23 protein-coding genes and 3 pseudogenes are annotated in these 24670 nt (G+C 68.5%); 11 read left to right on the top strand and 15 right to left on the bottom strand.

The window, feature by feature from the left end; translation table 11 throughout:
- The first annotated feature begins 29 nt into the window (after nt 1-29).
- Both QF037_RS45435 and QF037_RS45440 read left to right on the top strand, forming a co-directional pair.
- A complete protein-coding gene (locus QF037_RS45435) occupies nt 30-557 on the top strand; it encodes a hypothetical protein (protein WP_307035776.1) in 528 nt (175 codons plus the stop codon).
- Between the two features lie 108 nt (nt 558-665).
- Complete coding sequence (locus QF037_RS45440; protein WP_307035778.1) at nt 666-1523, top strand: acyl-CoA thioester hydrolase/BAAT C-terminal domain-containing protein; 858 nt, start codon at nt 666-668, stop codon at nt 1521-1523.
- Nucleotides 1524-2504: 981 nt separating this feature from the next.
- Here the strand turns inward: QF037_RS45440 and QF037_RS45445 are convergent.
- Nucleotides 2505-2990 carry a GNAT family N-acetyltransferase gene (locus tag QF037_RS45445; protein ID WP_307037724.1) on the bottom strand — a complete coding sequence of 162 codons (486 nt, stop codon included), beginning with the start codon at nt 2988-2990 and terminating at the stop codon, nt 2505-2507.
- A 364-nt stretch (nt 2991-3354) separates the two neighbouring features.
- Here QF037_RS45445 and QF037_RS45450 point away from each other — a divergent pair, with 364 nt between their 5' ends.
- From QF037_RS45450 to QF037_RS45460, 3 genes are all read left to right on the top strand, one after another.
- Complete coding sequence (locus QF037_RS45450; RefSeq protein ID WP_307037726.1) at nt 3355-3816, top strand: IS110 family transposase; 462 nt, start codon at nt 3355-3357, stop codon at nt 3814-3816.
- 2 nt (nt 3817-3818) lie between these two features.
- Entirely contained in the window at nt 3819-4427 is a 609-nt protein-coding gene (locus tag QF037_RS45455; protein WP_307035780.1) for a transposase, read from the top strand.
- Nucleotides 4428-5694: 1267 nt separating this feature from the next.
- Nucleotides 5695-6918: an RNA-guided endonuclease InsQ/TnpB family protein gene (locus QF037_RS45460; RefSeq protein WP_307035782.1), complete on the top strand. Its 1224-nt coding sequence runs from the start codon at nt 5695-5697 to the stop codon at nt 6916-6918.
- A gap of 550 nt (nt 6919-7468) precedes the next feature.
- Here QF037_RS45460 and QF037_RS45465 read toward each other — a convergent pair.
- Nucleotides 7469-7891, bottom strand: coding sequence for a Dabb family protein (locus tag QF037_RS45465; protein WP_307035784.1), 423 nt, complete (start codon nt 7889-7891; stop codon nt 7469-7471).
- A 73-nt stretch (nt 7892-7964) separates the two neighbouring features.
- Between QF037_RS45465 and QF037_RS45470 the strand changes: the two genes are divergently transcribed.
- On the top strand, nt 7965-8618 hold the full coding sequence (locus QF037_RS45470) for a TetR/AcrR family transcriptional regulator (protein WP_307035786.1): 654 nt from the start codon (nt 7965-7967) through the stop codon (nt 8616-8618).
- A 297-nt stretch (nt 8619-8915) separates the two neighbouring features.
- On the opposite strand, the gene QF037_RS45475 is transcribed toward QF037_RS45470, so the two are convergent.
- From QF037_RS45475 to QF037_RS45495, 5 genes are all read right to left on the bottom strand, one after another.
- On the bottom strand, nt 8916-9284 hold the full coding sequence (locus QF037_RS45475) for a MerR family transcriptional regulator (protein ID WP_307035788.1): 369 nt from the start codon (nt 9282-9284) through the stop codon (nt 8916-8918).
- Nucleotides 9285-9356: 72 nt separating this feature from the next.
- A complete protein-coding gene (locus QF037_RS45480; RefSeq protein WP_307035789.1) occupies nt 9357-10397 on the bottom strand; it encodes an MDR family NADP-dependent oxidoreductase in 1041 nt (346 codons plus the stop codon).
- Between the two features lie 265 nt (nt 10398-10662).
- Nucleotides 10663-11352 carry a zinc-binding dehydrogenase gene (locus tag QF037_RS45485; RefSeq protein ID WP_307035791.1) on the bottom strand — a complete coding sequence of 230 codons (690 nt, stop codon included), beginning with the start codon at nt 11350-11352 and terminating at the stop codon, nt 10663-10665.
- 302 nt (nt 11353-11654) lie between these two features.
- Nucleotides 11655-12251 carry an NADPH-dependent F420 reductase gene (locus tag QF037_RS45490; protein WP_307035793.1) on the bottom strand — a complete coding sequence of 199 codons (597 nt, stop codon included), beginning with the start codon at nt 12249-12251 and terminating at the stop codon, nt 11655-11657.
- A gap of 40 nt (nt 12252-12291) precedes the next feature.
- Entirely contained in the window at nt 12292-13125 is an 834-nt protein-coding gene (locus tag QF037_RS45495) for an inositol monophosphatase family protein (RefSeq protein WP_307035795.1), read from the bottom strand.
- Between the two features lie 136 nt (nt 13126-13261).
- Here QF037_RS45495 and QF037_RS45500 point away from each other — a divergent pair, with 136 nt between their 5' ends.
- Nucleotides 13262-14200 (top strand): LysR family transcriptional regulator, encoded by a 939-nt coding sequence (locus QF037_RS45500; RefSeq protein WP_307035797.1) that lies wholly within the window; start codon nt 13262-13264, stop codon nt 14198-14200.
- Between the two features lie 256 nt (nt 14201-14456).
- Here QF037_RS45500 and QF037_RS51180 read toward each other — a convergent pair whose 3' ends face one another.
- The 5 genes and pseudogenes from QF037_RS51180 to QF037_RS45520 form a co-directional block, all read right to left on the bottom strand.
- On the bottom strand, nt 14457-15080 hold the full coding sequence (locus tag QF037_RS51180; RefSeq protein ID WP_373463902.1) for a hypothetical protein: 624 nt from the start codon (nt 15078-15080) through the stop codon (nt 14457-14459).
- Nucleotides 15081-15202: 122 nt separating this feature from the next.
- Nucleotides 15203-15350: pseudogene (locus QF037_RS45505) on the bottom strand (LexA family protein); the annotation flags it as partial.
- Nucleotides 15351-15460: 110 nt separating this feature from the next.
- A complete protein-coding gene (locus QF037_RS45510; protein ID WP_307037728.1) occupies nt 15461-15910 on the bottom strand; it encodes a hypothetical protein in 450 nt (149 codons plus the stop codon).
- A gap of 290 nt (nt 15911-16200) precedes the next feature.
- A pseudogene (locus QF037_RS51185) lies at nt 16201-16524 on the bottom strand (hypothetical protein); the annotation flags it as partial.
- Between the two features lie 269 nt (nt 16525-16793).
- The gene (locus QF037_RS45520) at nt 16794-17102 is read right to left on the bottom strand and encodes a hypothetical protein (RefSeq protein WP_307035802.1); all 309 of its coding nucleotides are present in this window, start codon (nt 17100-17102) and stop codon (nt 16794-16796) included.
- Between the two features lie 234 nt (nt 17103-17336).
- On the opposite strand from QF037_RS45520, the gene QF037_RS45525 reads away from it, so the two are divergent.
- The 4 genes from QF037_RS45525 (at nt 17337) to QF037_RS45540 (ending at nt 19891) form a co-directional block, all read left to right on the top strand.
- The gene (locus QF037_RS45525) at nt 17337-17534 is read left to right on the top strand and encodes a hypothetical protein (RefSeq protein WP_307035804.1); all 198 of its coding nucleotides are present in this window, start codon (nt 17337-17339) and stop codon (nt 17532-17534) included.
- 206 nt (nt 17535-17740) lie between these two features.
- Entirely contained in the window at nt 17741-18070 is a 330-nt protein-coding gene (locus QF037_RS45530; RefSeq protein WP_307035806.1) for an ANTAR domain-containing protein, read from the top strand.
- Between the two features lie 145 nt (nt 18071-18215).
- Nucleotides 18216-19280 (top strand): YihY/virulence factor BrkB family protein, encoded by a 1065-nt coding sequence (locus QF037_RS45535; RefSeq protein ID WP_307035808.1) that lies wholly within the window; start codon nt 18216-18218, stop codon nt 19278-19280.
- A gap of 56 nt (nt 19281-19336) precedes the next feature.
- Nucleotides 19337-19891, top strand: a complete 555-nt coding sequence (locus QF037_RS45540) for a phosphatase PAP2 family protein (protein WP_307035810.1) — start codon at nt 19337-19339, stop codon at nt 19889-19891.
- A gap of 337 nt (nt 19892-20228) precedes the next feature.
- Here the strand turns inward: QF037_RS45540 and QF037_RS45545 are convergent, their stop codons facing one another.
- The 3 genes and pseudogenes from QF037_RS45545 to QF037_RS45555 form a co-directional block, all read right to left on the bottom strand.
- On the bottom strand, nt 20229-21254 hold the full coding sequence (locus QF037_RS45545; protein WP_307035812.1) for an MASE1 domain-containing protein: 1026 nt from the start codon (nt 21252-21254) through the stop codon (nt 20229-20231).
- A 50-nt stretch (nt 21255-21304) separates the two neighbouring features.
- A pseudogene (locus tag QF037_RS45550) lies at nt 21305-22136 on the bottom strand (PP2C family protein-serine/threonine phosphatase).
- 650 nt (nt 22137-22786) lie between these two features.
- A complete protein-coding gene (locus QF037_RS45555) occupies nt 22787-24343 on the bottom strand; it encodes a hypothetical protein (RefSeq protein WP_373463903.1) in 1557 nt (518 codons plus the stop codon).
- Between the last annotated feature and the right edge of the window lie 327 nt (nt 24344-24670).

The following is a 24670-nucleotide window of genomic DNA, read 5'->3' on the forward strand; positions in this document are numbered from 1 at the left end:
GCTGGCATGGGCTCAGATAGCCTGCGGCGATGGCTGAAACCCCGTTGAAGTTCCTGATCGATGCCGATCACGGGCAGTTCTACGTCCAAGACCTCGAACCCTATGACGCCTGGATGGCTGAACACGCGACGGACCCCGACCTGCCGCCAGCCGGCTGGACCGAGGAAGCGGTCCAGGTTCATCGCATCGGGGTGGAACCACACTCGATCTCCGTCGGCACCGCCCGGGACGACATGGTCGAGTCACAAATCACCGTCCACGCATCCGCGCCGATGACGGAGCCGACGGCCGAGCACATCGTCGAGGCGGACTTGGATGCCCCAACCGGCCAACTCGCCTTGTCCAGCCCGGGAGTTCTTCCCGAGGACGGACCGAGCATGACCGTTCCCTGTGGGCTGCTCCGCGTCCGGGTCTCCTACATTCCCTCCGAGCCACCTGTCGTCGACACCAACGGCGGCCCCGGTGACCACTTCCTCTACCGGATCGACGTATGGCCCACCGACCAGGCGCGCCAGCTCGCCATCCTCAAGCAGGGGCCGAATCCCTGGGCGGGATAGGTCCTCGCTGCTCTCCCCATGGTCGTGACGAGGCCCATCTCGTCTTCCAATTGATCTGAAACATTAGGCTGAGCAGACGGATTGCAGCGGACTCACCGAGAGGCTCACGTGGATGTCCTTGAGCACGAGCTGACCGATCCGTGGGAGGGCGTGTTGGCTGCTCCCGTCGGCGGCAGTGATGTTGGTGTCCTGGTGTTGGCGGGTTCCAGCGGGCGGATCGAGCGGGAGCGAGCACGCATCCTTGCCCGACAGGGCATGACGGCGGTGTCGATCCGCTGGTTCGGCGGTCCGGGGCAGTCGCCGGGTATCTGCGAGATCCCCCTGGAGACGTTCACCGCGGCCGTCGACTTCCTGCGGCTGAACGGCGCGGAACGCATCGGCATTCTGGGCACTTCCAAAGGGGCCGAGGCCGCTCTGCTGACGGCAGTGCACGACGCGCGCGTGGACCTCGTCATCGCGGTGTCGCCCACGTCTCGGGTCTGGTGCAACGTAGGACCAGGGCGTGATGGTCTGCACCGTCCTTATCGATCGTCCTGGACGTTGGCAGGGCAGGGGTTGCCTTTCGTACCGCTGGACGATTCCTGGACTCCCGCACAGGCGGAGGATGGGCCGGTCGCCATCCGCGGGTGGTACGAGCTCAGCGAGCGGACGTTTGCTGAGCTGTTGCCTTCTGCGGAGATCCCTGTGGAGGTGACGCGGGCTGATCTGCTGTTGGTCGCCGGTGGCGATGATGCGATGTGGCCGTCTCTTGCCTTCGCTGAACAGCTGGCACAACGCCGGCGTTCAGCCGGGGCCTCAGTGCGTCTGATCGCTCGTCACGATGCCGGCCACCGCCCACGTTTTCCCGGCGAGAGCCCTGCGTCGGCATCCTCTCGCTTCGAGTATGGGGGCACTCCCGAAGCCGACGCGCTGTTGGGGGCGGCTGCCTGGCCGCATGTCCTCGACGCGCTCCGCGGCGGGAGCTGACCCTCGCCTGACGCCCGGTTCGCCGGGACCTGTCGGCTCTGTGAGGTCTGGAAGCAGTGCAGGCACGGGCCTTCACTCGGATCACGGAGGGCAGAGAACGCCAAGATCTTGAGGGCCCTCGCCGTCAAGCTTCCGGGCACTGCTGAGCTGGCAGGTCATCACGAACCGTACGCTCTGGGCCTACGCTGAAGCCCCGTCTGGCGTACTACGCGCAGACACGCTTGTAGGTGCTCGCGCCCGGCCGGGCGCGGAAGCGGACCTCATGTCCGGCCTCGTCGGTGAAGACGGCTTCCGTCTCGGACTTCAACGTCATCGTGCCACGCTGGGTAGGGTTGCCCCATCCCTCGGGCGGGTTTCCTGAACCGTCGGAGAGGCGGGACTTCTGCTTCGAAAAATGTAGAGCCAATACGGGCTTCGTCGATTCCGCAATGCGTATAGAGGTCGAAGGGAATCTCCCGACCGGGCGATGCCGACCGGTCAGCCGTTCCGTCTTCACCGGGATTCGCACAGCCCGTGAGCACCCCGGCCACCATTGCTACGGCGACGATGACTTGCCTCATCTCAATCCTCTCAGCCATGGCCTTTTGACTCACCGGCCAAGTCAGTGGTTCCGCGGTTCCGCCGTTCTCGCGATCGGCTGGGAGCGAACACGTAAGTCCGAGTGACGCTGGTGATCGTTCCATAACCCGTCCGTGGTGACGTCGGCCCCGCAGGCGCCTCGGGTCGGGCAGGCGGCGCAGTCGGTCCGGCAGGCCATCCGGGTGGGCCAGTTCGGAACCGGAGGTGGCGTCGAGAGAAGTGGTGTGTCGTGATCCTCAACTCCCCGACGCTGGCCACCTACGAGGACGGTCGTGAACGACGGTTCGCGCCGGCGAGATGCTCCACCTGGTTGTGCTGCGGCTGGCCGTGAGACGTGTCTCGGGGGATCCGGGCCGCCAGGGTTGCGTGTGGGGTCGCATTCAGGCGACCGGGACGTGCGTCTTACGGCAGGGAGCGAGTGAGCCACACCAGTTCGCCACGGTCGTCTGCCCAGACATGGTCGCGTTCGAACCCGAGCTTTTCGAGGACGCGGAACGACGGCGCGTTCCAGGGGCGCACTGTCGACCAGAGCCGCTCCCGTCCGGTCGTGATCGCGGCGTCGAGTACCGCAGAGGCCGCCCCAGTTGCATAGCCCTGTCCGTGCACTCGCCGGAACAGCTCGTACGCGATCTCGGGCTCGTCGACGGAAGCCCGACCGGCGGTGAGCCCGCAATACCCGATGAAGTCGCCCACATCGCGGCGGATGACGGCCAGCAGGGCGATCCCCGTCAGTGCGGATGCAGCGCGCTGATCATCGATCATCCGCTGGTTGTGCTCAATCGATGGCATGCCATCGCCCCGTTCGACGACAAGCGAGCGATGGGCATCGACATCGGACTCGGTCCACGGGCGCAACGTCAGCCGAGCGGTTTCGAGGTGGAGCGGCATCGGCGGATAGGGCACGGCAACACTCTATCGACGCCAACAAGGCTCGCTTGAGAGGTACGCAGCCAGGCCTGTTCGTCTGTACGTCGGTTGCAGCCGGTAGGGGGAGTTGAGCGGGCATCACGGCTGCCGGTCCGAACCGAGATGCCCTGGCGGCAGCCCCGCCGGCACCGCCTGCTGCACCGGTTCGGCGGCTCGCTTTGCTCCGCGGGGGAGGAGGATGACGCTGGTGGCTTCCCGAAGCTGTGGCTACCGCGCGCGAATCCGCGGCGGGGTAGGTGCCGTAGCCGCCTGTACGGGTACGACTCCACCCAGGCCGACGCCGACCACGGTCGTCCAGCCCTTGAAGGAGAACAACCGCGTGACCATGCTCGCAGAACAGGTCGACGGCGTCATCGGCGTCGACACCCACCGCGACACCCTCGCTGCCGCAGCCGTCAACACGATCGCGACCGTACTGGCCAGCATGGATTCCCCGGCGAATGCGCGCGGTTACCGCCGCTTGGTCGACTTTGCCCGCTCGCAGATCCCATGCCGTCGATGCTGGGCGCTGGAAGGCGTCGGCAGTTACGGCGCCGGCCTGGCTGCTTTCCTCGATCAGGCAGGCGAACAGGTAGTTGAGGTCTTGCGTCCCAAGCAGCCCGCCGTCCGCGGAGGACGCAAGACCGACATGATCGACGCCCTCCGCGCAGCCAAGGAAGCCCTGTCTGCCGAGCACCTCATCCAGCCCAGGTTGAGGGCGAACGCGAAGCCCTGCGTGCCCTGCTCGTCACGCGGCACGGCGCGGTTCTCGCCTACACCGCCGCGATCAACCAGCTCAAGGGCCTGATCGTGTCAGCCCCCGACGACCTTCGGGCCGAACTGCGGAAGCTCAAGGGACCGGCACAGATCACGCGTTGCGCTCAACTGCGGGATCGCCCCGCCCACGGTGTCGAACACCGCATGACCGCACGGGCCCTTCGGTCCACCGCGCAGCGCGTCCAGGCCCTGCAGACCGAGGCCAAGGCCCTCGAGAACGAGATCCTCGACCTGGTACGGCAGTTGGTCCCCGAACTCCTCGATCTGCTCGGCGTCGGACCGATTACCGCTGCCCAGATCCTGGTCAGCTGGTCCCACCCGGGCCGGTTCCGGTCCGAAGCGGCGTTCGCCTCCTTCGCGGGCGTCTCACCGATCCCCGCGTCCTCAGGGCTGACCAACCGGCACCGGGTCAACCGCAGCGGCGATCGACAGCTCAACCGGGCCCTGCACACCATCACCCTGATCCGGATGCGGCTCGACCCGGCCACGAAGACCTACGTCGCCCGCAGAATCGCCGAGGGCAAGACCTCCCGCGACGCACAGCGCTGCCTCAAGCGAGCCATCTGCCGACAGCTCTTCAAGATCCTCGAACGCTCCGACCGCAGCGGAACGAACCTCAAAGATCTTCCTCAAGCAGCTTGACGCGATATAGCAGCCTCGGGCGATTGAGTGGGGCGGCCGCCACCTTGCGTCGGCGATGGCGGCGGCCGCCTGTGCGGGGGCTCGCGTCATCCCCAGTTGCGAGGCCTCACGCGGGATCGTCCTCATGGCCGTTGGGGCGGGCGGGAGTTCGCCCCGGTGGGCCGGAGTGGGCGGCACGCGGTGGCGTACGGCCGAGTGGTGCAGCCGTACTGGCCGTGTGGCTCCGCTCAGGGCCGAGGTGACGATTGCCGGCTGGCTCACCCGGCCGCAGCGCGTGCTGCTCGCGGGCGTAAGCACCCCGATCCGGCGTCGAAGCGACTGCATCGGCCAACTGGCTTGCGGAGTCACGAACCCCGCGCCGCTACACCACTCGGCGGGACATCACCCGGCACGCGGTCGGGGCGACGTCGCGGCGTTCGGCGGGACGGTCCTGGCGGCGGGTGGGTTGCTGAGAGTCTTGAGGACGGGGAAGGACCGTTTGACCTCCCCAGGTCACGGTCCTTCCCCGGCCAGCGACGTCCGTCTACCCCGTCGAGCCGGGCCTATGCTCAAGCACCATCCTCGCGCCATCGCGGAAAAGGTGATCCCGCAGACTCGCATCAGGCAGCGGTCGGCTCGTTCGGTGGCGGGCAGGGTGCCTGTGAGGGTATGCGGGACGTCGTTTCGTCGTGGCACGGAAGCCTCGCCGCTGCGGCGCAGTCGGCCGTATGGTGCGGAGATGGGTGACTGGCCGGCAAGTATCGAAGTCCCTGACGTGGTCGGGATGGCGGGTGGTGTCCCGCCGAGTGGTGTAGCCATGCCGGCCGTGGGGCTCGGATCAGGGTCGAGATGGCTATAGCCGACTGGCTCACCCGGCCGCAGCGCGTGCTGCTCGCGGGCGTAAGCACCCCGATCCGGCGCCGAGGCGACCGCGTCGGCCAACTGACCTGCGGAGTCACGAACTCTGCGCGGCTACACCACTCGGTGGGACGCCACCGGATGGCGGGGCGAGAAGCCCACGTTCTCTGCCGTGGTCTGGGGCTTTTTCTGGGCTACCGGGCTTCATTCGCAGTGGTTCGGCCTTCAGGCCGGGGGTGAAGCGAATCTGATGACGGCGGCGCGGAGCGTCGCCGCATCCGCTTCGGCGGAGCCGGACGATGCGCGCGCCCCGTGTGGCGCGGAGCGCCGCGAGGGCTGCTCCCGGCGGAGCCACATCACGAAAGTGCAGTGCCGCCCGGTTCTGATCTTCCGCATGTCGGCCGTAACCCAGGTATGTATCGTGATGGTCATGCAGCTCCGGTACGCCTTCAGGCTGTACCCGGACATCGTCCAACGCAGCGCGCTGGCCAGGGCGTTCGGGTGTGCCCGGGTGGTGTTCAACGACGCGGTGCGCGCCCGCGAGGACGCCCGCGCGGAGGGAGAGCCGTTTCCGACGGCCGGTGAGCTGTCCAGGAAGCTGATCACCGAGGCGAAACAGACACCTGAGCGGTCCTGGCTGGGCGAGGTCTCCGCTGTCGTGCTCCAGCAGTCGTTGCGGGACGCGGAGGCCGCCTACAGGAACTTCTTCGCCTCCCTCCAAGGGGCCCGCAAGGGTCCGAAACTGGGCCCGCCGCGGTTCAAGTCCCGCAAGGACAGCCGTCAGTCGCTCCGCTTCACCGCCAACGCCCGCTGGTCGATCACCGATTCCGGGAGGCTGAACCTTCCCAAGGTCGGGGCGGTGAAGGTGAAGTGGTCCCGCACCCTGCCCGCCAGGCCTTCCTCCGTCACCGTGATCAAGGACGCGGCCGGACGGTACTTCGCCTCCTTCGTGATCGACACCGACCCGCACGCCGACGCCACCGCGATGCCCGACAGTGACCAGAGGGTCGGCATCGACCTGGGCCTGATCCACTTCGCCGTCCTCTCCGACGGCACGAAGATCGATTCCCCGCGGTTCCTGCGCCGCGCGGAGAAAAAGCTGAAGAAGGCCCAGCGGGGCCTGTCCCGCAAACAGAAGGGATCGAAGAACCGGGAGAAGGCCCGTCTGAAGGTTGCCCGCGTGCATGCGCAAGTGGCCGACGCCCGCCGTGAGTTCCACCACCAGCTCTCCACGAAGCTGATCCGCGACAACCAAGCGATCGGCGTGGAAGACCTGGCGGTCAAAGCACTGGCACGCACCGGGCTGGCGAAGAGTGTGCACGACGCGGGCTGGACGCAGTTCGTGCACATGCTGGAATACAAGGCGGTTCGGTACGGGCGGACCCTGGTGAAGATCGGCCGGTACGAGCCGACCAGCCAGACCTGCTCCACCTGCGGGGCCAAGGACGGGCCCAAGCCCCTGCACATCAGGACCTGGACCTGTGCCGTCTGTGGTGCGGTCCACGACCGGGACCACAATGCCGCGAAGAACGTGAAAACGGCCGCCGGACTGGCGGTCACAGCCTGTGGAGCGCAGGTAAGACCAGGACTCGTCCCGGCACAGCGCAGCGAAGCAGGAAGCCACGGATTCCCGTCCGAAACCTGCGCCGCGTAGCGGCGCAGCAACGGACGAGAAGGCCAGAATCCCCGGGCTTCAGCCCGAGGAGCAGGTCAATACAACATGGACCAACAATTGCCGCTGAGCATGGTCATCGCTTATCAAGAGCCCCCACCCGGGACCATGGCAGCACCTGCCGCGGCAGTCAGGATCTGGACCACGCTGGATCCGCTGCCCGACGATCGGCGGTCGCAGTAGCCGGGTGCGCCGCGTGGACGCCGAAAACTACCCGCTCGTGCCCGGTGAACGACCTCGTGTGCCTCTCCAATCGGACGGCAAGGACCAAGCTGCTGGCGAGGAAGGTCGGCCAGTATCCGGGCAGGCGCTGGATGGCTGGGGAGGGATCTCGGACCGCGCCATTTCCGATGGGGCCCGCGGACTGGCCCAGACAGCAGCGCGCCATCGCTGCGGTCGTCGCCCGCCACACTGCGGAGACGCCGAGTGAAACTCGCCCTGACCGATGCCGACTGCGCCAAGCCCGCCGTAGACCGTCCTCGCGGTCAGCGGTCCATTGCGGTCGGGGTCGCGAGGATGGTGGCGGGTCCGGTCAGGAACGATCTGACGGCCCCGAGGCGAGCTGAATCTCGAGGAGCGGTTCGAGCTGGGCGGCCCACTCCGGGTGCATGGCGGCCTTCTTCTCGTGCAGCGCGATGATCTTGTCGGCCAGGTCCGGGGCCATGTCGTCGGAAAGGTCGGGGCCGATGGAGATCTTGGCCAGGTGCGGGAGGATCTCGGGGTCTCCTGCCAGGTGAGCCGGGTCGTGCATGTATCGCTCGAGGGCCTCCAGGTCCTCAATGCCCACGCAGTAGGCGTGGGTGAGGCCCTCGGCGGGATCGCCCAGGCTCTGCCCGACTGTTGCGAACGAGACCGATTCGACGGACGCCGTTCGCCGCATCAGAGCGAGCACCTGGGACTTCTGCTCCTCGGTCGTCTCGTCCTTGAAGGCGAAGCGCAGCGTGTGAACGATCATGGTTTCCCACCCCTTGATTGAACCCATCAGTTCAGTAAATCGTCCTTATCGGTAGTGCAGTTAGAATGAACCCATGGGTTCAACAGCGTCAAGCGGGGGCAGTGGCGTCTCGCGCGGGCGGGTCGACAAGCGACAGGCGATCCTGGACGGCGCGTTCGCCGTCTTCGCGCGGCGTGGATACGCACAGGCATGCGTCCAGGAGATCGCGGAGGAGGCGCGCGTCGCCAAACCGACCGTCTACAGTCACCTGAACGACAAGGAGACCCTCTTCCGCCACACCATCGAGGCAGCGGCTGACACCTTGATGGCGGAGAACCTCGCGCTCGTCGAGCGGCTGCGCGAGCGATCCCCGGACGATGACCTGCCTGTGGCGCTTGCGGACCTGGCCCAGCGGCTGCTGCGGGTCTGCTGCGGCGAACGCGCCCGTGCGCTGCGCTGGTTGACCTACGCCCAGATGGCGCGGTTCCCCGATCTGATTGAGACCGTGCAGGAGCGCACCGCGCACCGTCCCCGCGCGGCGCTCGCCGACCGGCTGGCCCGCCTCTCGCTCGCCGGCCGCCTGCGCCCATGCGACCCGGAGCAGGCCGCCGAACACTTCTTCGCCCTGCTCACCGGCCCCTTGGAGTCCCGCTCCCGGCTGGGCACCCGTCGGGTCCCCGCCGCCGAGCTCCGCGTCATCGCGGATGCGGCCGTGGACGTCTTCCTGCGCGCGTACGGGAGCGACTGAGCGGTCTGTCGGCGTGTTGCTGCAGTTCGGGTACGAGGTGGGCAGGGAGGGGCTGCCATGCCGAAGGTCCTGCGCGTGAAGTTGGCGCTTGATCAGGAGCGTGAGAGGGGCGTGAGCGTCTGCGGCGCGTGATCTGTTGCCTCAATGCCCGGCGCGTCTGGACGGCAGCCGGCTGATTGCGCGAAGTATGGCCGCGTCCCAGGTTGTTGATCTGCCCGAATGCAACGACGTCGCCGTGCGAGGTGCGGGCGACCGCTTCGAGGACGGCTCGGCGGCTGACGCTTCACAGGACCACCGTCACTCCGTTGCGGTGGTCTGCCCCGCCAGCCTGGTACGCAGCCGGGTCAGGCGGTCGATCTCGGCGTCAAGGCTCGCCAGTCTGCGGTGCACGACGACCGCGCCGGGGCCGTCCGAGCTGTCGGCGCAGCGCTGTCGCGGGTCGTCGACGAGCAGGTGGATGCGGTCGGAAAGGCTGCCCAGATCCTCCACCGTGAGTCCGAGAGCCAGGAGCTCCCGGATCACCTTGACCCGTGCCACGTCGGCCGGACCGTACTCCCGCTGTCCGGCCGGTGTTCGAGGCCGTGGTGGCAGCAGGCCGCGTTCTTCGTAGAACCGCAGCGCACGTGGTGTCGTCCCTGCCGCTGCCGCCGCGTCCCCGATCCGCATCCCGCTGCTCGCCTCCACTCGTACCGCGCCGCCGACTGGCCGAGGGGCGCCGGCGTTCGCGGCACTTCTGTCTCACCGCTGCGGGAGTTCCACGACGACGGTTCCGGTGTGCCGCCCCTCGATCAGTTCTTGCAACGCTCCTGGCGCGCGATCGATGCCCGGGATCCGTACATGCGGGAAGACCATCTCGCCGGAGCGCAGCCAGTCACCGAAGCGCTTGTTCCATTCGTCTGTCGATTGGCTGAGGTCCGCGCTGCTGAATCCTCGGAGCGTGATGCCCAGCGTGATGATCCGGAAGGTGTCGATCTCCGCCGGCGCACTGGCGCCGTCGCTGTCCGGCTCCGGTGACAGTTGCCCGGAGAGTGTGCCGACCAGCGCGAACCGTGCGCCACGGCGTGCGGCGCGGACAGCCGAGGTCAGCTGCTCGCCGCCGACCGTGTCCAGCAGCACGTCGATGCCGTCCGGCGCTGCGGCGGCCAGTCGCTCGGCGAACGGCGCCGTGCCCGGTACCACCACAGCGTCGTAGCCGAGTTCGGTGCGCAGCCGGTCGGCCTTGTGCGGCGAGCGGGTGGTGCCGATGACCCGACCGGCGCCGAGCAGCCGGGCCACCTGTCCCGCCAGGCTGCCCACGGCTCCGGCGGCTCCGGTGACGAGGACCGTGTCATGGGGGCGCACGCCGGCCAGCCGGGTGAGTCCCGCGTACGCGGCCACACCGGACGACAGGTATGCGACGGGGTCGGGCAGCGCGTCGTCCAGCGGCGCGCAGTCGGTCGCCGCCAGCAGGGCGTGCTCGCGCCAGCCGAGCAGGTGGGTCACCTTGTCGCCGGGGCGCAGCCCGCTGCCGGGGCCGGCTGCGACGACCTCGCCGACGGCGGGGCCGAACAGAGCGTCCCCGACACGGACGGAGGGCAGGGGTACGTCCTTGGCTTCGCCTCCGATGAGCGTGCGCAGCCCCGGGAAGACGAGGAAGTACTGGTTGCGGACCACGACTTGGCCCGGCCCGGGCAGGGGCAGCGACGTCTCGACGACGGACAGGTGATCGGCCCCGGGCAGCTGCTCGGGTGCGGTGACCAGGTGGATCTCTCGGGTCGTGGACGGCGGTTCGGCGGTCATCTCGGTCACTCCAGGCGTCAGTTGACAGGACTTCACAAACCGATAGGGGGCGCGTCGGTGAATGCCCGGCCGTAGCGGTCGGCGCACGCTATTCCTTGACGTGTGCGTCAGAGGCAAGTCGGGCCCGTTCGGTGGTCCTGCTGCGAGGCCGCGTGGAAGACCACTACGAAGTTGTCGTCCATGAGGTGAAATGCCGGTCGCGAGTACGGCCGTTGCTCCCGTCGTCAGACCTTCGGATACGACTCTCCCTCGCTGGCCCCGGCCGCTACCACCTCGGACTCGTCCTCGGCACGCAGGAGTTGACCGGCAGCGGATACGGCACCCGTACGAACGCCCCATCGCCCGGCTCCGGGAGTCCGCGCGCTTTCCTGGAGGACGCGCCCGGTCGCTCGTTCATGAGGGGCTGCGTCCCGCGTGCTCCGCGACCCCGCTGGTGGCGCTGGCCTCGAAGAGCCGGTGGGGGCGGGCAGGGACAGTGTCCTGGACAGGTGCTCGCCGATCGTGGCCGGGGAGCGGCGGGCCACGTCGCCGATGTTGTACCGGCGATGCTTCGGTTGTTCTTCCACAGGTCCCACACGTCTGCCGTCCAGTCCCGGTGGAGCCCCAGGTCCCCGTAGACGACGACTCGGCCGAAGGGGGCCAGTATGTCCAGGCTCGCCCGGCGGACCGGCCCGCCGACCGGGTCCAGCACCAGGTCCACTCCGTGGCCCGCGGTGGCCTCGCGGATCGCGTCCGCGGAGCCTTTCCGGGGAAACAGGGCGTCGTAGCCCAGAGCGGTGGCCAGTTCCGTCTTCTCGGGGGAGCGCACGGTACCGAAGACGCGTGCCGCGCCGAGCGCACGCGCGATCCGTGCCGCGGCCGGTCCGACCCCGCCGGCCGCGGCATGGATCAGTACGCTCTCGCGTTGGCGCAGCCGCCCTGCGTCCACCAGCACACCGTAGGCCGTCGGAAACACGCACGGCACTCCCGCCCGCCTGTGCCAGGGGCAGCCCACTCACCGGCCGGACGAACTCCGCGTCGGCCACGGCGAACTCGGCGTACCCGCCGCAGCCCGCAGCCAGCTGAGTCTCGACCTCACAAAACGATGGGCCGTTACGCCAGGGCGGACCGGCAACGGGAAGTGCCCGCCAGTCACTGCCCTTCGCAGACGCCCTCGACAGCGACCTTCTGGTAGAGGTGCGGGTAGGTGTCCACGCGGCAACAGAGAGGGAGCTCGCCGCGTCTTAGGTCGTCCTCAGGCAGAGTTGTGTCGGGCTGTCAGCGGGTGACCGAGATGGCGAAGGGCGCGAATCCGCTGGATCGGATCACGTGCCGTACGAAGAGGATTGCGGCCTCGGCGGCCCGCGCGGTCTCGATCCCGCCGAGGTCAGTGATCCACTCCTGCTGCCAGCTGAGGTCGGCGAGAAGCCCGCGTACGACCTGCTTGGCCTCCGGATCCTCGCCGGAGAGGAAGACGGTCGGCGCCTGGGTGAGCGCGTCGGGCGCGGTCATCACCGTGTAGAGCATCGTGTTGAGCGTCTTGATGACACGTGTGGCGGGGAGAGCTTCTTGTAGTTTCTCCGCGAGGCTCGAGCCGGGGTAGAGGAGGTCGGCCGGCAGTCCGTCCGGTCCGTCGACGGTGGCGTTGGAGACGTCTACGAGAATCTTGCCCCGCAGTTCCTCCCGCAGTGCGCTGAGCCGCTCCAGCGAGCCGGCGCCCGGGGTGGCGTTGATGACGATCTGCGCTGTCCGGGCGGCGTCGGCAGCGGAGCCTGGTGCGCGGTCCGCCACGGTCACCTCGTGCCCGGCCCGGGTGAGGGCCAGGGCCAGGCTGCCGCCGACGCGGCCCTTTCCGAGAACGGCGATCACGGGCATGGTGATGTGGTCCTTTCGGTGCTTGCGGTTCTGATGGACGTCAGCGGGAGAGCGTGGCGACGGCTTGGGTGTGCACGCCGGGCGCGGCGGCCACGAAGCTCTCGCTCTCGGGGGTCCAGGGGCGGCCCTCGGCATCGGATATCCGCCCGCCGGCCTCGGCGACGAGCAGCGCCCCGGGAAGCAGGTCCGCGCGGGCCCCGGCGAACTGCCAGAAGGCGTCGATCCGGCCGGCGGCCACGTTCAGGAGGTGCAGGGTGGCCGGCACGGATGTCCGCACCACGAGCGCATCGAAGAGCATCGCCGTGATCGAGGAGCCGATGCGCCGCACGACCTTGTCGTCTTCGTCGGGCCTGGCCTGGCTCGTGGCCACGAGGCTCAGGCCGAGGTCCGTGGTCTGGGACACGTGCAGCTGGCGGCCGTCGAGGTGGGCGCCGGCACCGGCGAGCGCGGTGTAGGTCTCACCGGTCAGCGGCAGGTGAACTGCGGTGAGCACCGGTTGGTTGTCGCGTACGAGCGTGGCGGTCACTGCCCACTCCGGCAGGGCGTGCAGGTGGTTGACGTTTCCTTCGGCCGGATCCAGGACCCACCATTCGCCGGGAGGCAGGGCCCCGCCCGCGAGCTCGTCCTCCACCAGGCGGGCGTCCGGGCGCAGGAGTGCGAGGCGGGGGCGCAGGATGTCGAGGGCCGCGTCGTCGTTGGCGGCGAGCGCGCGCATCAGCTCTTCGCGGGTCTGGTAGCGGATCACGTCGCCGAACCGATCCCGCAGCGCCGAACCCGCAGCGCGCACGGCGATCGCGGTCTGCGCGAGCAGGTCGGCGTCGGACGCGGAGCCGGCGGTTGCAGCAATCCGGGTGGTCGGAATCGACTCGGGCATGGCGGTGCTCCCAACTGATCAGGGGGTGATGAGGCGGACCGGAGGGGAACCGTGGTTCCTTCCCGCCTGCATCTCGAAGGTAGGAGGGCCCATCATTAACTGCAAGTGCATGTAAAGCACGGCTAGGATGAGTCTCATGCAATTGGATTTGAACCTGCTCGCCGCCCTCGACGCGCTCCTGGAAGAAGGCAGCGTGGCCGGAGCTGCTGAGCGCCTCCACGTCACCGCCCCCGCGATGAGCCGAAGCCTCGGCCGGATCCGGCGCACGACGGGGGATCAGATCCTGGTGCGGACCGGGCGCACGATGACCCCGACGCCGTACGCGATCGCCGTCCGGGAACAAGTCCACGAGCTGCTGCAACAGGTCCAGGGCGTGCTGGCACCGAGCCGCGAACTCGACCTCACGACGCTCGAGCGCACCTTCACACTCCGCTGGCACGATTCACTCGTGGCCCTCAGTGGACCCGCGCTTCTCGCGGCCGTACGCAAGCAAGCGCCGGGCGTGCGTTTGCGCTTCATCGCGGAATCGCACAACGACACCCCCGAACTGCGTCGCGGCGAAGTCGACCTGGAGGCGAACGCGAACCGCCCGACCGCACCCGACATCTGCGCCGAGCCGGTGACTGAGACCCAGCACGTCATCGTCGTGCGGCAGGGGCACCCGCTCACCCGCGCCAAGGCCGTCACCGCCGCGCGGTACGCCGCTGCCGAGCACATCACCGTCTCGCGGCGCGGAAGGCTCGGCAACACCCTTGACGACGCTCTCGCACGGCTCGGCCTCACCCGACGGGTAGTGGCGACCGCACCCACCGAAGGGGCAGCGCTCGAGTTCGTGCGTGGCTCCGACCTCCTCGTCACAGCCCCCGAATCGACGACGCGTTCAGCGGCCACGGTTCTCGGTCTGACCCTGCTCCCACTGCCGTTCGAACTCCCGCCGGCCACGGTGTACCTGTCATGGCATCAGCGCTATGACACCGACCCCGCACACGTCTGGCTACGCGATCTGGCCCGCACCGCGTTGGCGCCCCGACATGACCCACACCTGAAAACATCTCAGGCCGGCGACGCGCTGTGAATTCCAGGGGATGATCCGCTCATGCGCATACGACGAGAGATCCGCTGGGTCTTGTGGGGGCTCTGGCTTGGGTGCCTGGTGTTCACCATCTGGTTCTTCGCCGAGGTGATCACATTGTTCCTGGAGGCCGAGTCCTGGTGACGCAGGCGGGGCGTCGTGCCACGTGGCTCTCGCAGGTCGGCGAGTTCGGGGCAACGGGCCCTGACGCGCTTGAGGCGGAGCTGTTGACCGGAACGCCCTTCCTGGAAGCGCTGTTTCAGAGTGCTTGTCCGGGCTCGACGCCTGGCGGGAAGCCGTGGATGCCGGGGACGGCGACGGAGTCATCCTTGATCAGTGGCGGGCAGACGCTCCAGTCGGCGGCGATGCGCATTACGTGCTGTTCCGTGGGCATGGCGTCGTGCCAGGCGTCCCACTCGGCGTCTCCCCAGTCCTGCCGGATCTCGTCGCACCCGACCAGCCCGACGCCGAGCTCCCTTTCGACAGCGGTGGGTTCTCCGCGGCGCAGGGGAACGTCACCGATCATCCCGATGTAGCAGTAGGCGCGGGTCAGTTCACCGGACTCGACCTTGGCCCAGGCGTGGTACTCGCTGACACGGTCGGTGGCGAAGTACTGGAGGTCCCCGACACGCGCGGCCAGCGTCCGCAGCCAGGTGGGAAAGTCCGGGCGCGTGGGGTCGGTCTTGTGTGGCAGATGGATCCTGCCGTGCGCGAGTGTCCACTCCGGGACGGGTCTGGCCACGAAGACACCTTGCCGGTAGGCGAGTTCGGTGCCGGTCTCCCAGTCGATGCGCTGTCGGTGCCGCAGGTCGAGGGCATCGGCCACCTCTTCCGGCCCGGCGTCGCGCACCGCGAGCCATGACGTCTTGAAGCCGAATGACACGAACCCTCCCCATCGTGTGTCCCTGGATCCTGCGGGATCATCGCAGACGGCACCGACAACGGCGGTGTCCGCTCGCCGCCTCGGCGGTGCCGGCGTTCGTGAAACCGTGCACGCTTCGTGTGTGACTGCGCGCTTGAAGCGCTTGACGGTGGCCTCGCCGTCGAGCATCGCGGCCACGATGTCGCCGTTCTCGGCGACGGGCTGACGGCGCAGCGTGACCCAGTCGCCGTCGCGGATCGTGGCCTCGATCATGGAGTCGCCGACGACCTGAAAGTGACGGGTTCCCGCAATCCTGGCGCACGACGGCCCTGAACGTGACGGGAATCTGCCCGATGCGCGGGGTGAGTGCCGCGAGTTCGTTCATGGCCGGTGAGGGGAGGTCATGTGGCGATGGTGGCCAGCCCGGCAATGCCGATGAGGTAGATGACGATTGCGGTGATGCTGTCGACACCCATCCGCGCGTACTGGCGCTGGGGCCGGAAGACGAGTCCGGCCATGTGGACCATGGTGAGGATGATGCCGAGGGCGGTGAGGTAGATGTCGGTGTCGTGGGCCGCGGGCGGGACAGGCTCGCCGGAGATGACGGTGGCCAGGAGGAACAGCACGGGCAGGAAGGCGTTGCCGCCGAAGATGTCGCTGACAGCGAGTTGGCAGTCGCCCAGCTTCGTTGAGGCCAGGCCCGTGCTGATCTCGGGCAGGGAGGTTGCCGCGGCCAGGACCGTGGCTCCGAAGAGCACGCCGCTGAAACCCTGCCGGGCGAAGAACTCTTCGCCGCTGCGCTCGATGATGACACCGGCGACGAGGGTGGCCAGGGCCGCGGCGCCGAAGATGAGCCCCGCGCGGCCGGTGCCGACGCCCTGGTGGGTGGGGCCTTCTCCTTCTTGTCCTTGGAGTGGCCACGCGGCTCAGGCTGGCTGTCAGGCGCGTCGCCACCTTCTCGCGAAGGCAGGCCGTGACCGGCTCGGTTGAGCAGCATCAGCCCGATCAGCAAGATCGCGGCGATCGCCACAGAGGCCGGGGCCAGGCGGGCGGCGTGCAGGCCCGGTGAGAGCTGGGTGCCCATTACGACGACGGCCAGAACGACCACGACGAGCGCGCCCTCCAGGACGAGTTGGAGGCTGGCGGCCAGGCGGGTCAGCGGGGCGCGGGGCCGTACACCGGCGGCGTCGAGGATGGCCAGGACGACGGTCTGGACGGCGATGCCGCCGAGGATGTTGCCGACGGAGATGTCGAGTTGGCCCGCCAGGGCGGCGCTGACGGTGATGGCGATCTCGGGCAGGTTGGTGGCGATCGCGAGGAGGATCAGGCCGCCCAGCGCACTGCCCAGGTGAAGGCCTTCAGCGAGCACGTCTGTGTTGTCGGACAGCTTGATACCGGCGTACCAGATGACGGCCGCACTGGCCACGAACACCAACGGCAGCACCGGTGAACTCCAAGATCCCATGCCCCAGGTACCCGGCGACGGCGTCGGCACGGTATCTGCGCGGTCTTCGGGCCTGCCTGGTGCATCACACTGGACGGCCCGCGTGGGCCACTGTCCGGCCGGCCTGGCTCGCCGCCGGCACGTCGGGAAGCGGCAGAGAAAGCGCCTCGGCCAGTTCCGTGAGTTCTTCGGACGTCGAGCGGATCGTTCCGACGGCTCCGTCCCGGCGGCTACGCACGGTCCGTGTAAGGCGCCAGACCATGCCGAACAGTGTGTCCGGGCCGACGTCCCTACCTGCCCTTGCCATCGGGGGGAGTCACCACATCGGCGAGCACCACAAGATCACCGCTGTCGGTCGTCTCGGTGACGGTGTGTCCGAGCTGGACCAGCAATCCTGATACTGCGGCCTGCACGATCGCTTTCAAGCTGTCGTCGCCCGCAGCACGGCCGGCTCGTTCGCGAGTCAGCGAGGTGAATGTGTCCGAGGCCGTCCAGCTGACCAGAGCGCCCGCGGGCACTTCGACCACACGGAGCCCCGGATCACCGGCGTTCGCGTCACCCGGCACATGAAACCCGGCCTGCTTCAGGGCAGAGCTCACCTGCAAGACCAACTCGCCAGGCGCGCATGACATCAGAGCCGTCTGCCCGCAAGGGCGCGGATCATGCGACCGGATTCCGTGTGACGTGGACGGCCACCAGAGCGAGAAGTGACACCGCCACGGGCCGGGCCAACTCGTGCCCGGTCGTCACGAGACCTTCACACGAGGAGGCTGCTGGGCCAGGGGGCGAGGGGAAACCCGGCCACGTGCTGCCGATCGGAGGGATGTCTCGCTGTGATCGCCGTCGCTGCGTTGCTGCTGCCAGTGCTGGGCCTGCTGCTGTACGGGATGGACCGTATCGAGGACCGGATGACGGGCAAAAGGCCGGTGCCACGCCATGCCCGGCGCCGACATCTGCGCCTGATCCACAGCAGCACGAGCCAGCCGCGTCGTCGGGCTGATCGCTCTTCGCGCCACCTCGACGCGGCGTGATGAGGTCGGCATGACAACAGGACACCGGGCTACCCGCCGCAGGCGGGGTTCGGAAGCCAGCCCCGCCGGAGCTCTCCGAGCGCAGCTCGGAGAGCTCAGCACATTCCAGCCAATATGCTGTGATGTCCCCGCGGCACAGGGATGCGTCAAGGGACGCGGGGCAGGCGAAATGCGTTCCCCCTCCGATGACATTTATGGTGATATGCATGGCGTCCCCCGCGTTTCGTGGCCGAGAACCCGGCGCTGGTCCCCGTGTCGACGACCTCGTGCAGGAGGTCGAGCAGCTGCGGGCGGAGAATGAGCAACTGCAGCGGGCGGTCGCCTCCCATGCGGTGGTGGATCAGGCCATCGGGGTCCTCGTGATGATGGCAAGGATCAGCCCGGAGGACGGATTCACCGTGCTGCGGGAGGTCTCACAGCACACCAACACCAAGCTGTCCTCGATCGCCGAGCAGATCATCAAGCACGCGCAGGGCGCCGGCTTGGCCGGGACAGTCCTGTCCGAACTCCAGGCTGCGCTCGTCCGCAGGCAATGACCGAAGCAGGCTGGTTCCGCGCGGCGGCGGAGGGTGGAGACGGCCGGTCACGGCGCCCTTCGGATCGTCGAGGAGCGCGAGACGGGTGGTGACGCGTTTGCCGCGGTGATGGCGTAGGCGGGGCCCTGAGGGTTACCCGGCGCGTATGTCGAAGCTGCATCTTTCAGGACGGAAAGCACACCACGGCAGTGACGCGGTTCAGGCACGCGAGGTGCGCACGCCCGAGGAGGCCGGGCCCGGGCCCGAGGTGGAGCGCAGGGCACCGGACGCGCCGACGGAGTTGCCCAAACGGGCCTGGGGCGCCGTGCTCAGGGGTGCGCTGCGGGAGTTCAAGGACGATGAGCTGACCGACCGCGCGGCAGCCCTGACGTACTACGGGGTGCTGTCGCTGTTCCCGGCGCTGCTGGTGCTGGTGTCGCTGCTGGGCATCACCGGCAAGTCGGCCACCGACACGGTGCTGGCCAACATCAAGAAGTTCGCCCCCGGCTCGGCCAGGGACATCATCACCCGGGCCGTGGAGCAGTTGCAGAGCAACGCCGGCGTCGGCTCCGTCATGGCGCTTGTCGGCATCGCGCTGGCGGTGTGGTCGGCCTCCGGCTATGTGGCCGCGTTCATCCGCGCGGCGAACGCCGTCTACGACATGCCGGAGGGCCGCCCGGTGTGGAAGATCCTTCCGGTGCGCATCGGCGTGACGGTCGTGCTGATGGTGCTGTCCGTGGTCAGTGCGCTGATCGTGGTGTTCACCGGTGCTCTGGCCCGGCAGGCCGGCACCGCGCTCGGGATCGGGGACACGGCGCTGACGGTGTGGTCGATCGCCAAGTGGCCCGTCCTGGTGGTCCTGGTCACCGTCATGATCGCGATCCTGTACTGGGCGAGCCCGAACGCCAGGGTGAAGGGCTTCAGGTGGATCACGCCGGGCAGCTTCCTGGCCCTGGTGATCTGGATGATCGCCTCGGCCGCCTTCGCGTTCTACGTCGCCAACTTCGCCTCGTACAACAAGACCTACGGCACCATGGCCGGCGTCATCGTCTTCCTGGTCTGGCTGTGGATCAGCAACCTGGCCATCCTGCTGGGGCTGGAGTTCGACGCCGAGACCGTGCGCCAGCGGGCCATCGCGGGGGGCCATCCGGCCGAGAGCGAGCCGTACACCCAACCCCGCGACACCCGGAAGTGGGACGAGGACGACCGGCGCCGTCTGGGCGAGGTCTGAGCGGGGACGCGACGATCTTGGGCATAGGTCGATGACCTGCGGGATACCTGCTCTTCATGAGGATTCTGGCAGGGTTGCGCGACGCTGACCGGTCACTGACCAAGCGGACGGCCTCGGGTATCCCCCCAGGCGTCGGCAAGGTGCTGTCGGCGGTGGAGGAGACGGCCGAGAGCACGAAGCTGTGGTGTGGCGCCGCCGCCGCGATGGCGTGGCTGGGCGGGTGGCGTGGCCGTAGGGCGGCGGTGAGCGGCCTTGCCGCCCTGGCCGTGGCGCAGCTGGTCTCGAACGGCGTGTGCAAGCAGGTGGCCGGTCGGCCCCGGCCGCCGAAGGAGTGGTTCCCCCACGACGAGGTCGACGACCGCCCCGACTCCTCATCCTTCCCCTCCGGGCATACGGCCGCCGCGGTGGCGTTCACCGCCGCCGTCGCACCCACCTGGCCGGTCGCCGGCGCACTGTGCGCGGTGCCGGCCGGAATGGTGGCGCTCGAGCGGGTGCAAAGCGGCGCCCACTACCCCAGCGACGTTGCTACCGGCGCCGTCATCGGTCTGGTCGGCGCATGGCTCACCCGCCAGGCTCCGCGCCTGATCCTGCGCCACTGGTTCCCAAGCTGAGGGGAGCGGCCGCCTCTGCATGATCAACAGGCCGAACATCTGACAGCGAGCAAGCAGGCCGAACAGATGCGCCTCGTCGATGACGTCGCCGTAGAACAGCACGGTCACAGTGTTCGCTGGTTCATCGACGCGCACGAGGCCATGGCGAGGGCACTCGGATCGGCCTCGTCGCCGTCGACGCCCGCCTCCGCTGTTCGTATGGCCCTTGCGGCCGGCTGCCCCTGCCGGGCATCGAGGAGTCCAGCGTGCCGGCGCACACCGACGCGCCTGGTCGGGGCGCTTACGCCCGGGCGAGTGATGTGTGGCCGGCGGTGGTGGCTCGGCATGGAGGTGTTGCTCAGGGTCCTGTCTTGTGCTGCCGGGGTCCGTCCTCCGCGTCTCCGTTCGGTCGGATCGGTCCGCCTCGTGGCGCATTCCCCGCGGTGAGGTGTTCGAGTACCTCGACCAGTTCCTGGCAGGCCTGTTCCACCGAGCGCCGGGTGTTGTGCTGCTCGGTGATCACGGCGGAGAGCAGCAGCGCGGTCAGGGCCATGGCGCCGTTGAACGCCTGCAGTTTGATCATCACCTCGATGTGGTCCAGGCCGTGGAAGGGGCCGGACCCCTCCGTGGCGGCGACGGTGGCCATGATGGACGTGAAGAGCGCGCAGAGCATGCTGCCGGCCAGCTGGAAGCGCAGGGCCGTCCAGATCAGCAGAGGGTAGATGAGGAACAGCACACTGAGGCTGCTGTGGGTGACCAAAACTACGGTGGCGCAGATGATGAGGGTGAGTCCTGTGGTCTCCTGCCAACGGGTCAGGCGTGGGGGCCAGCGTGCCGCGTGGAGCACCAGCAGGAGGGGAGTGACGATCAGGACCCCCATCGCGTCGCCCACCCACCATGCCAGCCACACGGCCCAGAAGTCGTGGTCGTGGAGCCGGTCCGTGATCACGAGCATGCCGACGCCCACCGTGGCACTGATCAGCATGCCGGTCAGGGCTCCGAGGAACACCAGGGCCAGGCCGTCTCGCAGGCGGCTCAGGTCGGTACGGAAGCCCACCGCGCGCAGCATGAGGTACGCACAGATGGGCGCGGCCGTGTTGCCCACCAGGTTGGCGAGTACTTCGGGCCGCAGCGAGGTGAGGTGCATGACGACGAGCAAGCAACCGAGTGCGATGCCGGGCCAGACGCGCAGCCCGAGGATGAGCAGAGCGGCCACCGCGACACCGGTCGGCGGCCAGATGGGGGTGAACACTGCCCCCTCGACGGTCAGATTCCGCAGGAGTCCGAGTCGTCCCGCGGCGTAGTAGCTGCCGGCGACGGCCAGTGTCTGGAGGGCGTAGACGCCGGTCCGGCGCTGATTCTCGGTACCCGCCACACAAGCCATGAGACACCGAGGCCGCCGTTCCGGCGAGGCGAAGGCGGCGGCGTGCCGCCCTACGGCTGAGGGTCGGCTCCCTCGTAGCCGAGGACCAGTACGGCGGCGTCGTCCTCGTGTCCCACTTGGTCCGCGCCCCGGATCACGGCGGGCGGCGAGGGAGCTGGCGTCCATGCCCGCTACGGCGGCTATCCCGGCGAGTCGTACGACCTGGTCCAGGCCTTGGTCGATCTCCATGGACGGCCCCTCCACCACGCCGTCCGTGAGCAGGACGAACACGCCGCCCGTGGTGAGCCGGTAACGGGTCACGGGGTAGGTCATGCCGGCCTGGACACCCAGTGGCGGACCGCCTTCGTCGCTGCCCACGCCGGACTTTCCGTCCGCCGTTGCCCAGACGCAGGGAATGTGCCCGGCCCGGGCGCTCTCCAGCACGCTGGTGGAGGGGTCGAGGCGCAGGAAGGTGCAGGTGGCAAACAGGTCGGAGCCGAGCGACAGCAGGAGGTCATTCGTCAGCGCGAGGAGTTCACCGGGCTCACTAGTCACGGAGGCGAGCGCGCGCAGGCCGACGCGTACCTGGCCCATGAAGGCGGCGGCCTCGATGTTGTGGCCCTGGACGTCACCGATGGACAGTCCTATCCGGCCGTCTGGCAGGTGAAAGGCGTCGTACCAGTCTCCGCCCACGTTGAGGCCGTGGTAGGCCGGTACGTAGCGCACAGCCAGGTGGTAGCCGGGCGCTGTGGGCATCTGGGCGGGCAGCATGCCGCGCTGCAGGGCAATGGCCAGCTCGACCTGGGAACGCTGCAGCTCCGCGTGCTCACGCGCCCGGGACGTCAGCGAGCTGAGTCTGGCCAGCAGTTCGTCGCCGTCGTACGCGGGGCCCTTGCGGGACATGGGCCGCTCCGAAATGTCTCCAACCGTTTTCCGGATTTTAGCCCGAAATGATTCATATCGGATGATAGCGGCGCTTCGGTGCTGCCCGGAACACCAGCCGTGGTGAGGCCGCCTCGCAGGCCGCCACCTTCGGTCCCGCCAGGCTGGGCGATCAACGATCTCGTGTGCGCGAAGGCCTGCTGCCGGGCCTGCCCAACCGTTCACGCGATTGCCGGAGCCTGGATCGGCGCCTCGACTCCTGCCGGCCGGAACCGCATGCGACACCGGAAGCGCAGGTCGCCGCCTGGTTCCTGGGCCTGCGCCCTCCCGTGCCCCTGCCTCTCCGGCCGTTCTGCGCGGTGCTGGCCGTGAGCGCCGTGGCGCTGCCACCGGTGGGCACGGGGAGGCCTCTAGGGCTGTCCCGGCGTCCGTTGCCGTGACGACGACATTGCCCGGGCGGTGCCGCACCTTTGCGGTCTGGGCCGTGTGCCCGTCGCGGACGAAGGCGTGCACCGCCGTGCGTCCGGCGACCGAGATGAGCACCCCCTGTCCAGGCATCGTGAAGGTCCAGGTGGTGTCTTCGGGCAGGACCGTTTCCCGCTCGGGCCCATGCGGGGAGGCGCGCTGCCCCTGCGCCCCGCCGCCGACTTGGCCAGGAAGATTCAACTCGGTCAGTAGCCGAGACTCGTCGTGTAGGCGCACTCGGTGTAGATGTAACCCGGCTCCAGCTTGGCGGTGTCCGAGGCCGGGGTGTTGGCGGTCCCTTCCTGGGACTTGTGGACGAAGTAGGTGGTGCCGGCGGGCAGCTGGATGGTTTTCTGCGGGTACTTCTTGCCGCTGTCGCTGCACGGTTTCGAGTCGAGCCCGAGAGAGCTGCCCAGCGCGGAATAGGTGGAGCAGCTACCGCACGCCTTGAGGGTGAAGCTCCCGGTCACCGGGCCGGTGAACATGACGGTGATCTTGTCGGGGCTGTCGTTCTTGACTGTGACGGTGATGCTGCCGCCCGAGCGGGTGGTCGGCAGACGCTTGCCGGCCGCCGGGACCGTCTGGGCGACCTCCGCGGCGATGGCCACCTTCCGGGCGAGACCCCGCTTCGGGCTGTCGGGGTTGTCCTTGATGAACGTACCCATGGTGGTGACGGCGTCGCTGAAACTGCCGTCCTTGTACTGGTCCACACCGCAGTTGTACGTCCCTGACGCCGCGTTCCGATCCGCCCGGTCGGCGGCCTGGTCGAGAGCCTCGGTGAGTCCGGCCTCCTCGCCCGACACGCCGCGAATCTGCGTGGACAGGGTGCCCAGGCGCTCAACGGCCGCGCAGGGATCGCTGCCGCCCACGGCCGAGACCGCCTCGCCCACCTTCGTGTCGATCGCGGGCCCCACCTTTTGCGCCTGTTCGGACTTCGGGAACGTCGTCAGCAGTTCGCCCCACTGCGCGGTCCAGGACGCGCTGTCGCCGCTCATGGACTCCGTCCCGCACTCGTAGAGCGAGGTCGCCAGCCGGTCGTCGGGCCAGGTGGACAGGGATCCGAGTGTCTTCTGGTCCATCGTGCGCGGCACGGTACGCAGGTACTTCAACGGCGCCACAGCCCCGCAGTAGTTCTTCTTCGCGTACGCGGCGCCGACGGTGGTGTAGTAGGTCCTGAGGCGGTTCGGCACCTCGGCGGCAGCCCGTGACGTCGGATGGTCCGCGGCCAGACCGTGGTAGATGGCCAGTGCCCTGCGGTAGTCGGGTTGCGCCACGTCGAAGGCCTGCGTCCCGGTCGACTTCACCAGCTCGTCCGCTGTGGCCAGCCGGTCCAGGAGCATCTGCTGAGTGGCCTCGTCACGTGCTTCGTCGTACAGGAGGTATCCGCCGGCGGGTACGGCCAGCAACACGACGCTGAGCACCGCCGCGACCAGCGCACTCGGCAGCCACGCCAAGCGCGTGCGCAGACCCAGCCGCGCACCGTGCAGGGCTGCCGCCACCAACAGGATCAGATACAGGACGAGCAGGGCGCCCGGAACCCCGTTCGGATCTGCCGGCAGTGCCACGACAAGCAGGATCCCCGTAGCCACCAGGCACGCGATCATCAACCCCCAACGGCGGACGACGGCATAGCCCAGCCCAAGGCCACTGAGGTTCAAGAATCCCACGGCGAAAGCCCGCCAGGGGTCCGCCGGAGCGGGTGGCGGCGCGCTCGGCATGGGCGGAACGGCAAAGTCCGGATGTGCGTTCTGGTCCCAGGACATGACAGTTCCCCCAGTCAATCACGCCTGAATTTCCCCGAGTTGAAAGTGTACGGCCAGTTAGGGATGGGCGGCAGAGGGTGAACTGAAAGGGTGTGGTTCGGCTGGGACGGTTCCCGTTCAACAAAGCGCGTGCCGTACGAGGTCGTCGCGAGAGGACGGCGCTCCGCTGTCGCCTATGGCGGAGACACCTCAGGTGTGTAAGAAGTCGAGTTGGGAGCCGTGATTCCTTCTGTAACCTGTCGATCTATTCGAACGCGCTGAGGGGCTGAGGGTGGACAGGGAACGCCAACAGGCTGGCATCCAACTCCCGAGAGGTCCTGGTGGGAC

The sequence above is a fragment of the Streptomyces canus genome (assembly GCF_030815415.1).
GTDB lineage: Bacteria > Actinomycetota > Actinomycetes > Streptomycetales > Streptomycetaceae > Streptomyces > Streptomyces canus_F.